Source organism: Streptomyces sp. NBC_00012, assembly GCF_045040875.1.
GTDB lineage: Bacteria > Actinomycetota > Actinomycetes > Streptomycetales > Streptomycetaceae > Streptomyces.
Genome location: NZ_CP108309.1, coordinates 6,060,593 through 6,075,644 on the forward strand (window position 1 = coordinate 6,060,593; position 15,052 = coordinate 6,075,644).

Genomic DNA, 15,052 nt, shown 5'->3' on the forward strand with positions numbered 1-15,052 from the left:
GCGTCCGCGTCCGGCCGCAGTTCGAGGCCGCTCTCGCGCCGGCACGCCGATTCCGTTCCCGATCGCGCTTGCTTCGAGTGCACTCCAAGGTTCTAGCGTGGAGGGCATGACGGTGATGGAGAGCACTTCAGCGAAGGTGGACGTCTGCGCCACGGCCCCGCAGGCGCATCCGCGTCCCGAGGGTCAGGACCGGTACACCATCAGCGAGGTCGCGGCCTTCACCGGGCTCACCGCGCACACCCTGCGCTGGTACGAGCGGATCGGGCTGATGCCGCACGTCGACCGGTCCCACACCGGCCAGCGCCGCTTCACCAACCGCGACCTGGACTGGCTGGCCTTCGTCGGCAAGCTGCGGCTGACCGGGATGCCGGTCGCCGACATGGTGCGGTACGCGGAGCTGCTGCGCGAGGGCGAGCACACCTTCGAGGAACGGCAGGAGCTGCTGGAGGCGACCCGCCGCGACGTGAGGACGCGGATCGCGGAGCTCCAGGACACCCTCGCCGTGCTCGACCACAAGATCGACTTCTATGCGGGCGCCCGACGGGCGCCGGAAAGGCCCAGTGCCTGATGAATGGCGACAAGATCACCGCCGTGGAGCTCGGCAACGGCGGCCCGCAGGTCGGCGTGCAGGGACTCGGCTGCATGGGCATGAGCGAGTTCTACGGCGACACCGACGAGTCCGCCGCCCGCGAGACGCTGGAGACGGCGCTGGCGGCTGGCGTCACCCTCTTCGACACGGCCGACATCTACGGCAGCGGCGCCAACGAGACCTTCCTCGCCCCGTTCGTCGGGGCGCACCGGGACGAGATCACCCTCGCCACGAAGTTCGCCATGGAGCGCAGGGACGACGACCCGCACTACCGGGGCGTGCGCAACGACCCCGCGTACATCCGTAAGGCCGTGGAGGACAGCCTGCGACGGCTGGACACCGACGTCATCGACCTCTACTACATGCACCGCCGCGACCCGGCCGTCCCGCTGGCCGAGTCCGTCGGTGCGATGGCCGAGCTGGTCCAGCAGGGCAAGGTCAAGCAGCTCGGGCTGAGCGAGGTGACCGGTGCGGAGCTGCGCGAGGCGCACGCGGTGCACCCGATCGCCGCCCTCCAGTCGGAGTGGTCGCTCTTCAGCCGGGACGTCGAGCGCAGCGCCGTAACGGCCGCCGTCGAGCTCGGGGTGACCGTCGTGCCGTACTCGCCGCTCGGGCGGGGGTTCCTGACCGGGGCGTTCACGGACGCGGCCAAGGAGCTGTCGGAGGGCGACTTCCGCAAGTTCCAGCCCCGCTTCACCGGTGAGAACGCGAAGACGAACGCCGCCCTGCTGGAGCCCGTCCACAAGATCGCGGCGGCGCACGGGGTGTCGGCCGCGCAGGTGGCGCTCGCCTGGGTGCAGCAGCGGGCCCAGGTGCACGGGCTGACCGTGGTGCCGATCCCGGGCACCCGCAAGAGCAGCCGGCTGCTGGAGAACGTGGCCGCCACCCGGCTCACGCTGACCGATGGGGAACTGGCGCAGCTGGAGCCGATCGCGGGGCAGGTGGCGGGGGACCGCTACCCGGACATGAGCTCGACGTCCGCCGCGCGCGAGTAGCCGCGCGCTGCCCCGGAGCTCATCGCGCCCGCTCCTCGGTGATCGCGGCGAAGGCGCGGAGCGAGTCCGTGCCGGGGGCGAAGTAACCGGTGTGCCCGCGGGCGTCGTCGGCCGGGACGCGGCGTGCGCCGAACTCCGGCGCGGCCGGGTCGGGGCCGTGGCCGAGCCCCGCCACCGCGATGTTCGGCACGTCGTCGATCCAGTCCGTGGCGTTCTTCGCGGCCCAGACCCGGGCGTCGGTGTGCAGATCGGCGACGTTGTCCGCGCGCATCCCGGGCGAGCCGAGGACCACCAGGTCCCGGGCGCGCAGCCGGGGTGCGGCGAGCCCGCACACGACGGAGCCGTAGCTGTGGCAGAACACGGCGGGCTCGGGCACGCCCACCGCCGCGAGCCCGTCCGTGAACCGGGTCAGCCGACCGGCCCCCGCCTCGGCGAGCGAGCCCGTCGCGGCGTCGACGCCGAGGCCCACGGGGGTGGTGTACCCGGCCCAGGCGACGACGGCGCTGCCGGACCCGGTCCGCGCGTACAGGGCCTTCGCCATGCCGGACGGAGTTCCGTACACATCGTTCGTACGGTCGGAGTTCCCGGCGTCGATGTCCGAGCCCGGCACCACGACCGCGACCTGGCGTGCGGTGCTCAGGTCCCCGAAGACCTCGGCGACCTGGCCGCGTCCGCGCGGGTCGAACGCGAGGATCTGCCGCCCCTGGGCCCCCTTGAGGTGCGCGTACCGGGGATCGTGACTCGCCCGCAGGGAAAGGGCGTTGGCCCGGTAGCGCAACTCGACCGGAGCGCCGTCCAGGTTGCCGACGACGAGTGGATGGCGTACGGCCAGGGCCTGTTGCTGCGTTCCGGTCAACCCCCGGAAGAATGCGGCCACTTCGGCCGGTGTGCTCCGCCCGGGATCGGGCAGCTCCCGCCCCAGTACGTGATCGGCGCGCCAGGCCGCGGTGCCCGGCGGCGGCCCGGTGAGGGCCTGCTGCGCGTTCCCGGACGCCCATCCGGCCGTGCCCGCCACCACGGTGGTGGCCAGTGCGAACGCGACCAGCGTCCTCGCGTAACGGCGCATCCCGTCGTCCTCCCTCTCCGGCTGATCCGGTTGACCCGGCTCCCGTGCGCCGTCCGGCGCGACGAGGAGGAAGGTAGGAAGAGGAACGATGCGGGGGCGTCACACCAGGGAGCCAAGTGCGCAGTCATACCCGGGTAGGCGGAGTGGGACCGGACCCTCACCCCTCGCCGGGCACTACGACCCCCGCCTCGTACGCGAAGATCACCGCCTGTGCCCGGTCCCGCAGGTCCAGCTTGGCCAGTACCCGGCCAATGTGGGTCTTCACCGTCTGCTCGGCCAGCACCAGCTTCCCCGCGATCTCCTGGTTGGACAGGCCCCGCGCGATCAGTTCGAGCACCTCCGTCTCGCGCGGAGTCAGCCCGTTCACCCGCAGCGACTGGCCGCTGCGGGTGGCCCCGGTCGGGCCCTGCCGGGCGAAGTCGGCGATCAGGCGGCGCGTCACGGACGGCGCGAGCAGCGCCTCGCCCGCCGCGACCACCCGCACCGCCGAGATCAGGTCGGCCGGCGGTGCGTCCTTCAGCAGGAAACCAGACGCCCCGGCGCGCAGCGCCTCGTACACGTAGTCGTCCACGTCGAACGTGGTGAGCATCAGGACCTTCGGCCGGTGCACTACCCCGGCCGGCGGGTTCAGCAGCTCGCGGGCCGCCGCCAGGCCGTCCATCTCGGGCATCCGGACGTCCATCAGGACCACGTCGGGGTGGACGCTCCGGCTCACCTCGATGCCCCGGCGCCCGTCCGCTGCCTCACCGGCCACATCGATGTCGCTCTGCGCCGCCAGAAGCGCCGCGAACCCCGCCCGCACCATGGCCTGGTCGTCGACGATGATCACGCGAATGGTCAAGAGTCCTCCGGGGCCGGGGGCGTAGCAGGGTCGAGGGGCAGCCGCGCCGCCACCCGGAAGCCGCCGTCGGGCAGCGGTCCGGTGTCCAGCGTGCCGCCGGTCAACCGTACGCGTTCGCGCATACCGACCAGCCCGTGCCCCGTCCCGGTCGCCTCCAGCGGTGAATCGGGCTGCTCCGCCCGGTCGTTGACCACCAGGACGGTCAGATGCGCGCCGTCGGACGTGATCGATATCCGGGTCCGCGCACCGGGCGCGTGGCGGAGCACGTTGGCCAGGGCCTCCTGCACGATCCGGTACGCGGACAGGTCCACCGCCTGCGGTACGTCAGGCAGTCGGGCGGAGAGCGACAGCTCGGCCGGCAGCCCCGCCCGCACCGTCGCCTCCACCAACTGCTGCACCCGGTCGAGTCCGGGCTGCGGTGCCCGCTCGCCCTCCGTGCCGTCGCTGCGCAGCACCGTCAGCAGTCGTCGCATCTCCGTCAGCGACTCCCGTGCGCTCGCCGCGATCGCGGCGAACTCCTCGTGCGCCTGCTCCGGCAGCCCGCTGATCCGGTAGGGCGCGGAGTCGGCCTGGACCGTGATCACGGACATGTGGTGCGCGACCACGTCGTGCAGCTCACGGGCGATCCTGGTGCGCTCCTCCAGCAGCGTGCGCTGCGCCCGCTCGGCCTCGTTGATGGTCTCCTGCTCGGCGAGCCGGCGCTGTGCGACGCCCCGTTCCCGTATCACCGCACCGATCACCATGAACACCGCGCTGAACGCCGGGAGCAGTGCCGAGGTGCCGTTGCTGCGGTCCGTGGCGCTCAGGTGCAGGACCAGGCTCGCCGCGGCGGTCAGCGCCCAGACGGAGATCACGGTCCGCCGGGTCTCGCGCAGGGCCACCGCCAGCATCACGAAGAAGTAGCAGATCAGCGTGGGCGGGGGCCACGGCCAGATGCCCATCGGCTGGGACGGGTACCCGAGCAGTACCAGTGCGCCCAGGATGTCGGCGGGGAAGATGATCCACCACGCCTGCAACGGGCGGTGCGCCAGCATCAGCAGCGGCGCCGTCTGGGCGACGGCCAGCAGGCCCGCCAGCGCGTCGGCCACTCCGTACTGGTTGGTCAGCACCGTGAGCGTGACCGGGAGGAAGAGCGCCGTGAGGGCGAGGACGACCACGTACGGCACCAGCCTCCGCCACCGCTTGCGCGCGCCCGCGAGCGGCGGGACCGGGGGATGGGACGGGTGGGAGAGGCCGTGGGCGCTCTTGCGCAGGTTGCGGCGGGCGGCGCTCACCAGGCCGTCGGCGGCGGGCTGCGGGCGCGGTGTCTCGGCCGGAGTGCGGGGCGGGGAAGTGGTCATGGCCGCATCAGCGTAGGCAGCGGACCGGCCCGGTGGCGTCGTACCCGGGTTTCGGCCCGCGGCCGGGCTTCTCGTACGGGAGTACTACCCGGCCCGATCCGCGAGCCGGGCAGGACTTCGCGGAAAGGCCCTACAGCTCGGCGAGCAGCTGGGCCTTCTTGGCGCTGAACTCGTCGTCCGTCACCAGCCCGGCCAGGTGCAGCTCCCCGAGGTGCCGTATCCGCTCCGCGATGTCCGCCGGGTCGCGCCGCCCCGCGCCCGCCAGGACGGACGCGGGCGTGGCGGCTGAGGAATGGTTCCTGCGCACCGATTCCAGCACGGCCGCGGCGAACGGCAGCGACTCGTGCACGGGGCCGTAGCCGAGGCCGAAGACCACCGCGGCGGGGTCCTGATCGGCGCGGGTGGGGCGGGGCGTCATCGGCTGCCGGCCGTACACGGCACCCGGATCCGCGACCAGGCCCGAAGCACCGCCCGGGTCGGGAGACGCGCCCGCGCCCGGTCCCGGGACCGCGTTCTCCAGGCCCCTCGGCACCAGCCTCAGGTAGCCCTCGAACCCCTCCGGGCAGCGCCACTCGACACCGCTCAGCTCCGTCACCGGGAACGTCTGGTCGCCGGCCTTCCACTTCGCCGTGGAGGCACCCGTCCAGAACCAGCGGAAGGAGACCCGGTGCCCGTCGAAGCCGGCCCGGCCGTCGTACGCCTTGAACTGCATCGGCGCCTCGGGCGCCGCGACCAGGAACCGGTCGGCGGGCTCCGCCGCGTCGGGGCCGAGCCGGGCGCGCAGTTCGTCCGCGTAGTACTCGGCCAGCGTCTCGCGCTCGGCGGGGAGCACCAGCCGGTACGGATCGTTCCCGTCCTTCAGCTGCCCGGCCGCGGCCTCGACCAGCGGGTCGGCACCGTGTCTCGGCACGGCACGCAGGACCACCGTGCCCCGCTTGCCCGGGGTGAGCGTCACCGACGACAGCGCCGCGTGCGGCACGCGGCGTTCACGCAGGCTCTGGAAGAGCTTCGGCGTGCGGATCCCCCGTTCGAAGCGGATGAGCACGGAGTCGGTGTCGAACTCCCAGGTGGCATGAATTCCGGCCAGCACATCACCCATGTGCCTCATCGTATGCGGCACTTGCCCCACACGTCCCCCCTCGGCGCAGGCTGCTATTAATGGCTCACCGAGGCCTTGTGACGGTCAGACGGCCCGGCTTCCGGTGATTGTTTCGTGGCAGGTGTTGTCGGCGGGCGCGCAGCTCACCGACTCGTAGGCGCCCACGCCGATGGCGGCGAAGTTGCCGAGGCTCTCGGTGCCCGGCTCGAAATAGCCGCTGTGCCCGACCGCGTCGCCCGCCGAGACGATCCGCGCGCCGAAGCCGGGGTCGACCGGGTCGGCCCCGTGGCCCAGGCCGCCGAGCTCCAGGTTCGGTACGTCCTCGATCCAGTCGCCCCGGTCGCGCATCGCCCAGACCCTGGCCCCGGTGCGCAGCTGCGCGGCGTTCTCCACCCGCATGCCGGGGCTGCCGGCCACCGCGATGTCGCCGACCCTGGCGGGCAGTTCATGTGCGGCGACCCCGCACAGCACCGAGCCGTAGCTGTGGCAGAACAACGAGACCGGGGCGCCGCCGGGCAACGCCTCCACCAGTGCGTTCAGCCGCACCGCCCCGCGCTCGGCGAGGTTGCCCAGGGCCGCGTCCATGCCGATCCCGGCGGGCGTGGTGTAGTCGGCCCAGGCGATGACGGCGGTACGGGTGCCGGGGCGCGCGGCGCGCTCGGCCGCGTACAGCGACTTCGCCATGCCGACCGGGGCGGCGTTCACCTTGGGCTCGGGCCGCTCCAGCGTCAGCAGATTGGTGTCGACGCCGGGGACGATCACGGAGATCCGTTCGGCCCGGTCGAGACTGCCGAACACCTCCGCGGCGCGGCCCTTCCCGGACGGGTCGAAGGCGAGGAAGTGACGGCCGCGGGCGAGCATCGAACCGAAGCGGTGCATCCGGCGGACCGCCTCGGCGCGGCCGTCGGGGGAGAGCCGCACATCGTGCATGCGCTGCCGCTCGACCTTCCGCGCCTGCACCACGGCGCGCCGATTGGCGCGGTAGCGCAGAGTCACCGGCGCGCCGTTCAGATTGCCCACGACCAAGGGGTACTTGTCGGCCAGCCCGGCGCGCTGCGCGGCCGTGAGCGTGGCGAAGAAGTGGGCCAGCCGGTACGGCGGCGCGTCGGCGTCCGGCAGCGCATGGCCCGCCACCCGGCCCCGCGCCCAGGCGGCCAGTGCGACGGTACGTGGCTCGTCGGAGCGTTGGTGACGTACGGCGGTCCACCCAGTGGTCGCCAGCATCACGAACACGACCGCGACGGCGAGCAGCGCGCGCCATGCGGTGAGCGTGGGGGAGGAGTCGAAGGAAGTCACTTCGGCCCACACTAGGAGACGCACGACGGCAGCCGTGAAGAGGGTGACACACATCACTCCGCTGCGGGGAATTCAGTGCCGCACTTTTCACGCTGTGTGGTTGTCACGCGTACGCTCAGGCGCTCGGAGCGGTACCTGGAGGCTGTATCTGGCCGCCGGGGCACGGCTGTTGTGAAGTCGGTCATGCCGCTCCACTGAGGCGTGCGGCACATCGGGCGGGGGCGACGCCCGGCCCGCGGCTCCGCCCTGGCCCCGAGGCCCCGCCCCGCGTCGTTACGCGGCGCCCGCCGCCGCGCCGGACTCCGTACGCCAGTTGCCGGCCAGGGCCGGTCCGAGCTGGTCCAGGTACGCCTCGGTCAGGGTGCGCAGCGAGTCCACCCCGGCGTCCCGGCCCCGCCCCCAGAGCTGACCGGTCACCCGCAGCACCCCGCAGAACGCGGCCACGGCGACCCTCGGCCGCGGGTCCTCGTCCACGTCGAGCCCTTCGCGCCCGGCGATCAGCAGCGCGATCTGGTTCTCCAGGCCCGTGCACCGGCGCAGATGGGCGGCGAGCAGCGAAGGCGTCGACTCGATCATCCGGTACGTGCGCATGTGGACTTCGACCGTGACGATCTCCTTGATCGTCTCGTCGATGCTGTTCCAGGCGCAGAGGACCGCGCTGCGCAGCGCCTCGAACGGGGTCTCGGCGGCGGGGCGCCGGCGCAGCTCCGCGAGGAAGCGCGCCTCCACCATGTCCTGGATGGCGAAGGCGGCCTCCTCCTTGCTGGCGAAGTAGCGGAAGAACGTGCGCTGGGAGACCTCCACGGCCTCGGCGATCTCGTCGACGGTGGTCTCGTCGTACCCCTGCGTGGTGAAAAGATCGAGGGCGGCGTGCAGCAGGGCGTCCCGGGTGCGTCGCTTCTTCCGTTCGCGCAGCCCGGTCGGATGCGCGGCCTGCTGCCCAGCGGTCACTCGACTGGCCTTCTTTCTCCTGATTTATCCAGCTCAGCGTACCTGTGAGCTACATGACAGTTACTGACTTGTGAAATGGTTTGTCAACTGTCAGCGGCTGACACTAATGTCCCGGACATGACTAGTCAGACCACCGTCGACAAGGCGTCGCGGGAGCCGAAGGAAATCGCCGCTCCCGCACCGGCCAAGGGGCTGCGCGGCCACCCCTGGCTGACGCTCTTCTCCGTGGCCATCGGCGTGATGATGGTCGCGCTCGACGGCACGATCGTCGCGATCGCCAACCCCGCCATCCAGCAGGATCTGAACGCCTCGCTCGCAGACGTCCAGTGGATCACCAACGGCTACATGCTCGCCCTCGCGGTCTCCCTGATCACCGCGGGCAAACTCGGTGACCGGTTCGGTCACCGTCAGACCTTCCTCATAGGTGTCGTGGGCTTCGCCGCGTCATCCGGGGCCATCGGCCTCTCCGACAGCGTCACGCTGGTGATCGTGTTCCGAGTGCTCCAGGGCCTCTTCGGCGCCCTGCTGATGCCCGCGGCGCTCGGCCTGCTGCGCGCCACCTTCCCGGCCGAGAAGCTGAACATGGCGATCGGCATCTGGGGCATGGTGATCGGCGCCTCGACCGCCGGTGGTCCGATCCTCGGCGGCGTGCTCGTCGAGCACGTCAGCTGGCAGTCCGTCTTCTTCATCAATGTGCCGGTCGGTGTGATCGCGCTGGTGCTGGGCCTGGTCATCCTCAAGGACCACCGCGCCGAGAACGCGCCGCGCTCCTTCGACATCGGCGGCATCGTGCTGTTGTCGCAGGCGATGTTCTGCCTGATCTGGGCGCTCATCAAGGGATCCGAGTGGGGCTGGGGCGACTACAGGACACTCGGCTTCCTGGGCGCCGCCTTGGCCCTGTTCGTGGTCTTCGCGCTCTCCCAGAAGAACGTCAGGGAACCGCTGATCCCGCTCGCGATGTTCCGCTCCATTCCGCTGTCCGCGGGGGCGGTCCTGATGGTGCTGATGGCCTTCGCGTTCATGGGCGGGCTGTTCTTCGTCACCTTCTACCTCCAGAACGTGCACGGTCTGAGCCCGGTCGACAGCGGTCTGCACCTGCTGCCGCTGACCGGCATGATGATCGTCGCCTCGCCGCTGGCGGGCGCCATGATCACCAAGTTCGGCCCGCGGGTCCCGCTGGTCGGCGGCATGGTGTGCACGGCGGTCGCCATGTTCGGCATGTCCCAGCTGGAGATCGGCACCTCCACGCTGACCATGTCGATCTGGTTCGGTCTGCTCGGCCTCGGCCTCGCCCCGGTGATGGTCGGCGCCACCGAGGTCATCGTCGGCAACGCCCCGATGGAGCTCTCCGGCGTCGCGGGCGGTCTCCAGCAGGCCGCCATGCAGGTCGGCGGCAGCCTCGGTACAGCGGTGCTCGGTGCCGTCATGGCCTCCCAGGTCGACTCCAAGCTGGGCGACAACTGGAAGGCGGCTCAGCTCCCGCCGCTGAGCCCGGAGCAGCTGGACCAGGCCTCCTCGGCCGTCAAGGTCGGCATCCCGCCGGTGGACGGGAAGGTCCCGCCGGAGATCGCGGGGAAGATCGCGGGCGTCGCCCATGACACCTTCGTGTCGGGTATGAGCACGGCGTTCATGGTCGCCGGCGTCGTCGCGGTGGTCGCCGCGCTGGTCGCCACGCTCACCAAGCGCGGTGCGAACGCCGAGGCGGGAGCGGGCGCCGGTCACATCTGACCGGACACCGTGACGCCCCGGGCCCTGCGCCCATACGTCCCCGGGCCATGCGCCCACGCGTCAACACAGTGCGTACAACAGCCCCGCCGGACCCTTCCGGCGGGGCTGTCGCCTATCAGGGTGGCGTGCCCCGCACCCTCTTCCCCCGGCGCTTCTTCGCAGGTCAGGGTGCATGCAACTGATTCGCACCACCACGGGGGACGATTTCCATGCGCACGACCGTTCTTGCCACCACCCTGGCCGCCGCTTCCCTGGCCGCCACCGCCCTGATCCCGCAGACCGCCGCCCACTCCGCGCCCGTCCGGCTCGGATCCTGCGGCGCCGGTCAGCTCTGCCTCTGGGACGAGCCGGAGTTCGCCGGCACCCGCCGGACCCACGAGCTGTCCACGATCGACATCGAGAGCTGCGTACCGCTGCCGAAGGGCAGCAGTGTCCAGGCGCTCGCCAACCGCACCGGCCGCCCCGTCACCACGTACCAGTCGGCGGAATGCGCCGAGACCGGTGAGTTCGAGACCTACCCGGGCGGCGGCACCTGGGTGCCCCGGTCGCCGTACCAGGTCCGGGCCTTCAAGGTCTGGGAGAACTGACCGGCCTCCGAACGCCGAAGGGCGGCGGGACCTCCCGGCCCCGCCGCCCTTCGTACGTACTCTGCCGGCCCTACGCGTCGCCGCCGGCCGCGCCCGGAGCGGCCGCCGTGACATCCAGCAGCTCGTACCGGTCGATGGCCTGCTTCAGCAGCGAACGGTCGATCCGGTTCTCCTTCGCGAGCTCGGTGAGCACCGCGAGGACGATCGACTGCGCGTCGATGTGGAAGAACCGGCGGGCCGCGCCACGGGTGTCGGCGAAGCCGAAGCCGTCCGCACCCAGCGACTGGTACGCACCGGGCACCCAGCGCGCGATCTGGTCCGGCACCGAACGCATCCAGTCCGAGACCGCCACGAACGGACCCTCGGAGCCGGAGAGCTTCCGCGTGACGTACGGGACGCGCTGCTCCTCCTCCGGGTGCAGCAGGTTGTACCGCTCCACGTCCACGGCCTCGCGGCGCAGCTCGTTCCAGGAGGTCGCCGACCAGACGTCCGCCCGGACGTTCCACTCGTCGGCGAGGATCCGCTGCGCCTCGACCGCCCACGGGACCGCCACACCGGACGCCATGATCTGGGCCGGGATCTCGCCCCGGTCGGCGGCCTTGAAGCGGTAGACGCCCTTGAGGATGCCCTCGACGTCCACGTTCTCCGGCTCGGCCGGGTGCTGGATCGGCTCGTTGTAGACCGTGAGGTAGTAGAAGACGTCCTCGTTCTCCTCGGGGGTCCCGCCGTACATCCGCCGCAGACCGTCCTTGACGATGTGCGCGATCTCGTACCCGAACGCCGGGTCGTACGCGACACAGCCCGGGTTGGTCGAGGCGAGCAGCTGCGAGTGGCCGTCCGCGTGCTGGAGACCTTCACCGGTCAGCGTCGTACGGCCGGCGGTCGCACCCAGCACGAAGCCGCGCGCGAGCTGGTCGGCCATCTGCCAGAACTGGTCACCGGTGCGCTGGAAACCAAACATCGAGTAGAAGACGTACACCGGGATCAGCGGCTCGCCGTGCGTGGCGTACGCCGAACCGGCGGCGATCAGCGACGCCGTGCAGCCGGCCTCCGAGATGCCGTCGTGCAGCATCTGGCCGGTCGGCGACTCCTTGTACGCGAGCAGCAGATCCCGGTCCACCGCCTCGTACTGCTGGCCGAGCGGGTTGTAGATCTTCGCGCTCGGGAAGAAGGCGTCCATGCCGAAGGTGCGGTACTCGTCGGGCGCGATCAGCACGAAACGCTTGCCGATCTCCTTGTCCCGCATGAGGTCCTTCAGGATGCGGACGAACGCCATGGTGGTGGCGATCGACTGCTGACCCGAACCCTTCTTCGCGGTCGCGTACGTCTTGTCCTCGGGCAGGACCAGCGGCTTCGCACGCACCACCCGGGTCGGGACGTAACCGCCCAGACCCTTGCGGCGGTCGTGCATGTACTGGATCTCCTCCGAGTCGCGGCCCGGGTGGTAGTAGGGCGGGTAGCCCTCGTCCAGCTGCTTGTCCGTGATCGGGATGTGCAGCCGGTCACGGAACCGCTTGAGGTCCTCGACCGTGAGCTTCTTCATCTGGTGGGTCGCGTTGCGGCCCTCGAAGTTCGGGCCCAGGGTCCAGCCCTTGACCGTCTGCGCCAGGATCACCGTCGGCTGGCCCTTGTGGCCCTTGGCCGCCGCGTAGGCCGCGTAGACCTTCTTGTGGTCGTGACCGCCGCGGCCCAGGTGCAGGACCTGGTCGTCGGTCATGTCCTTGACCATGTCGCGCAGCCGCGGGTCGTCCCCGAAGAAGTGCTCACGGATGTACGCGCCCGACTCGGTGGCGTACGTCTGGAACTGGCCGTCCGGCGTGGTGTTCAGCTTGTTGACCAGGATGCCCGTGCGGTCCTGCGCCAGCAGCGGGTCCCAGGAGCGGTCCCAGACCAGCTTGATGACGTTCCACCCGGCACCGCGGAACTGCGACTCCAGCTCCTGGATGATCTTGCCGTTGCCGCGCACCGGGCCGTCGAGCCGCTGGAGGTTGCAGTTGACCACGAAGGTGAGGTTGTCCAGGCCCTCACGGGCGGCGATGGAGAGCTGGCCGAGCGACTCGGGCTCGTCCATCTCGCCGTCGCCCAGGTACGCCCAGACATGGGACTTGGAGGTGTCGGCGATGCCGCGCGCCTCCATGTAGCGGTTCATCCGGGCCTGGTAGATCGCGCCGAGCGGGCCGAGGCCCATCGAGACGGTCGGGAACTCCCAGAAGTCCGGCATCAGCCGCGGGTGCGGGTAGCTGGACAGGCCGTTGGGCGCCTTCGACTTCTCCTGGCGGAAGGCGTCGAGCTGGGCCTCGCTCAGGCGGTCGAGCAGGAAGGCGCGGGCGTAGATGCCCGGGGACGCGTGCCCCTGGAAGAAGATCTGGTCGCCGCCCAGGCCGTCGTCCTTGCCCCGGAAGAAGTGGTTGAAGCCCACGTCGTACAGCGAGGCCGAGGAGGCGAAGGTGGCGATGTGGCCGCCGACGCCGATGCCCGGACGCTGGGCGCGCGACACCATCACGGCCGCGTTCCAGCGGGTCGCGTTGAGGACCTTGCGCTCGATCTCCTCGTCGCCGGGGAAGAACGGCTCGTCCTTCGTGGCGATCGTGTTCACGTAGTCCGTACTGCGCATCTCCGGCACGGCGACGCGCTTCTCACGCGCGCGCTCGATGAGCCGGAGCATCAGATAACGGGCCCGCTCGCGGCCTCGCTCGTCGACCGCGGCGTCGAGCGAGTCGAGCCATTCCTGGGTCTCTTCGGGATCGAAGTCCGGGACCTGGCTCGGCAGGCCGCCAATGATGATCGGGTTGCGATCGGATCCGGAAGCCACGCTATTCCTTCGCTGTTCGGTGGTGCTCTTCGGGGCCTGATGGAGGGAGAACATGCCCCCGGGATGTATGCAAGTGCGCCATCACCATCGTGTACCGCGAGGGCGCAAACGTCATCTCTACCGAGGGGTAACCGCCGTGTTGCGAGACATTGCGGCCGGAGCGCGGGGATGGGTCGGGCCAAACCGCAACCATACGCCCAACCCGTCCAAGCGTTCCCAAAGGATGTTCGACTCCGAATGGCGGACCGAAACGGCATAAGCTGTGGAAGGACGTAAAGGGTGTGGACGGTAGCGCCGGGCCCCGCAGGGGATCCGCCGACAGTGCGGCGACGTGGCAGGGAACGTCACCGTTTAGGCGGTCTCGCACGCTGGGTACTTGCGCGATCCGCCGCTCCCGTGTGGACTACGGCCAACGCCCCGCGCACGCGCGTGGCCACAAGCATTTTCCGAAACATGATCAGGAGGCAACCCGTGAGCGCGACCGCGGACCACGCGGAGGAGCGGACCAACCCGGCAGCACGCCTGGGGTTCGAGCCCGGACAGGTGGTCCAGGAGATCGGCTACGACGACGACGTCGAGCAGGAGCTCCGTGAGGGCATTGAAGCCACAATCGGCCAGGATCTCGTCGATGAGGACTACGAGGACGTCGCAGATGCCGTCCTGCTGTGGTTCCGCGACGAGGACGGCGACCTTACGGACGCGCTGGTGGATGCCATTGGTCTGATCGAGGACGGCGGTACGGTCTGGCTGATGACGCCGAAGACCGGCCGTGATGGGTACGTCGAACCGAGCGACATCAACGAGGCCGCACAGACGGCCGGTCTCTCCCAGACCAAGAGCATCAACGCCGGCAAGGACTGGGCGGGCAGCCGCCTGGTCACGCCGAAGGCGGCCAAGGCCAAGCGCTGAAACACGCTCGCCACGCATTCGCCTTGAAGGCCCCCGACGGCACCGAGCCGCCGGGGGCCTTCGTGCGACCGGGGGCTTCGTGCGAGCGGCCTTCGTATGGCCGGAGGCTTCGTGCGGTCCCCGGAGGCTCTGCGCGGCCACCGGGGACTTCGTGCGGCCACCGGGGCGCGGCAGCCGGGCGGGCCGTTCCGGCGCGTCGCTGCCCTAGCGCGGGCGCTTCGTGGCCCGCTGCGGGCTCTGCGTAGGGTGGGAGCCACCCGGACAGCCCAGCCCGGTGAACGTAGCGAAGGGACGCTTCTCATGGCGATCGAGGTCGGCACCAAGGCCCCGGATTTCGAGCTGAAGGACAACCACGGCCGGACCGTGAAGCTCTCCGACTTCCGTGGCGAGAAGAACGTGGTGCTGCTGTTCTACCCGTTCGCCTTCACGGGCGTCTGCACGGGTGAGCTCTGCGCGCTCCGCGACGAGCTGCCGAAGTTCGAGAACGACGACACGCAGCTGCTCGCCGTGTCCAACGACTCCATTCACACCCTGCGCGTCTTCGCCGAGCAGGAGGGCCTCGAATACCCGCTGGTCTCGGACTTCTGGCCGCACGGCGAGACCTCGCGGGCCTACGGCGTCTTCGACGAGGAGAAGGGCTGCGCGGTGCGCGGCACCTTCATCATCGACAAGGAGGGCGTGGTGCGCTGGACCGTCGTCAACGGTCTGCCCGACGCCCGTGACCTCAACGACTACGTCAAGGCGCTCGGCGCGCTCTGATCCGGTATCCGGTGGATCCGTGCGCGACCTGGCTAAAAGCCTGCTTCGCCGGGAACCGGTCACTAGGATCCAGTCGTTGA

General features: G+C 70.6%; 13 protein-coding genes. 6 read left to right on the forward strand and 7 right to left on the reverse strand.

Features of this window, described 5'->3' with window-relative positions:
• Positions 1-106 precede the first annotated feature (106 nt).
• Together OHA19_RS27805 and OHA19_RS27810 are read left to right on the forward strand one after the other, a co-directional pair.
• Positions 107-568, forward strand: coding sequence for a MerR family transcriptional regulator (locus tag OHA19_RS27805; RefSeq protein WP_405752052.1), 462 nt, complete (start codon positions 107-109; stop codon positions 566-568).
• A complete protein-coding gene (locus OHA19_RS27810) occupies positions 568-1,584 on the forward strand; it encodes an aldo/keto reductase (protein ID WP_405752055.1) in 1,017 nt (338 codons plus the stop codon). The genes OHA19_RS27805 and OHA19_RS27810 overlap by 1 nt, the downstream gene beginning before the upstream one ends.
• Before the next feature lie 19 nt (positions 1,585-1,603).
• On the opposite strand, the gene OHA19_RS27815 is transcribed toward OHA19_RS27810, so the two are convergent.
• The 6 genes from OHA19_RS27815 to OHA19_RS27840 all read right to left on the reverse strand — a co-directional run bounded on the left by OHA19_RS27815 (position 1,604) and on the right by OHA19_RS27840 (position 8,177).
• Positions 1,604-2,650, reverse strand: a complete 1,047-nt coding sequence (locus tag OHA19_RS27815) for an alpha/beta hydrolase (RefSeq protein WP_405712319.1) — start codon at positions 2,648-2,650, stop codon at positions 1,604-1,606.
• Between the two features lie 157 nt (positions 2,651-2,807).
• The gene (locus tag OHA19_RS27820) at positions 2,808-3,491 is read right to left on the reverse strand and encodes a response regulator (protein WP_405752058.1); all 684 of its coding nucleotides are present in this window, start codon (positions 3,489-3,491) and stop codon (positions 2,808-2,810) included.
• Positions 3,488-4,831, reverse strand: coding sequence for a sensor histidine kinase (locus tag OHA19_RS27825; protein ID WP_405712316.1), 1,344 nt, complete (start codon positions 4,829-4,831; stop codon positions 3,488-3,490). The genes OHA19_RS27820 and OHA19_RS27825 overlap by 4 nt, the downstream gene beginning before the upstream one ends.
• A 130-nt stretch (positions 4,832-4,961) precedes the next feature.
• Positions 4,962-5,930, reverse strand: coding sequence for a DUF4429 domain-containing protein (locus OHA19_RS27830; protein ID WP_405712314.1), 969 nt, complete (start codon positions 5,928-5,930; stop codon positions 4,962-4,964).
• Positions 5,931-6,014: 84 nt separating this feature from the next.
• Positions 6,015-7,226, reverse strand: coding sequence for an alpha/beta hydrolase (locus tag OHA19_RS27835; RefSeq protein WP_405712312.1), 1,212 nt, complete (start codon positions 7,224-7,226; stop codon positions 6,015-6,017).
• A 273-nt stretch (positions 7,227-7,499) separates the two neighbouring features.
• A complete protein-coding gene (locus OHA19_RS27840; protein ID WP_405752061.1) occupies positions 7,500-8,177 on the reverse strand; it encodes a TetR family transcriptional regulator in 678 nt (225 codons plus the stop codon).
• A 117-nt stretch (positions 8,178-8,294) separates the two neighbouring features.
• Between OHA19_RS27840 and OHA19_RS27845 the strand changes: the two genes are divergently transcribed.
• Positions 8,295-9,905 (forward strand): MFS transporter, encoded by a 1,611-nt coding sequence (locus tag OHA19_RS27845; RefSeq protein WP_405712310.1) that lies wholly within the window; start codon positions 8,295-8,297, stop codon positions 9,903-9,905.
• A 209-nt stretch (positions 9,906-10,114) separates the two neighbouring features.
• Positions 10,115-10,492, forward strand: a complete 378-nt coding sequence (locus tag OHA19_RS27850) for a peptidase inhibitor family I36 protein (protein WP_405712308.1) — start codon at positions 10,115-10,117, stop codon at positions 10,490-10,492.
• A 70-nt stretch (positions 10,493-10,562) separates the two neighbouring features.
• Here OHA19_RS27850 and aceE read toward each other — a convergent pair whose 3' ends face one another.
• Complete coding sequence (gene aceE / locus OHA19_RS27855; protein WP_405752064.1) at positions 10,563-13,304, reverse strand: pyruvate dehydrogenase (acetyl-transferring), homodimeric type; 2,742 nt, start codon at positions 13,302-13,304, stop codon at positions 10,563-10,565.
• Between the two features lie 471 nt (positions 13,305-13,775).
• Here aceE and OHA19_RS27860 point away from each other — a divergent pair, with 471 nt between their 5' ends.
• Both OHA19_RS27860 and OHA19_RS27865 read left to right on the forward strand, forming a co-directional pair.
• Positions 13,776-14,213, forward strand: a complete 438-nt coding sequence (locus tag OHA19_RS27860; RefSeq protein WP_405712305.1) for a DUF3052 domain-containing protein — start codon at positions 13,776-13,778, stop codon at positions 14,211-14,213.
• Between the two features lie 300 nt (positions 14,214-14,513).
• A complete protein-coding gene (locus tag OHA19_RS27865) occupies positions 14,514-14,972 on the forward strand; it encodes a peroxiredoxin (protein WP_388579896.1) in 459 nt (152 codons plus the stop codon).
• Positions 14,973-15,052 lie beyond the last annotated feature (80 nt).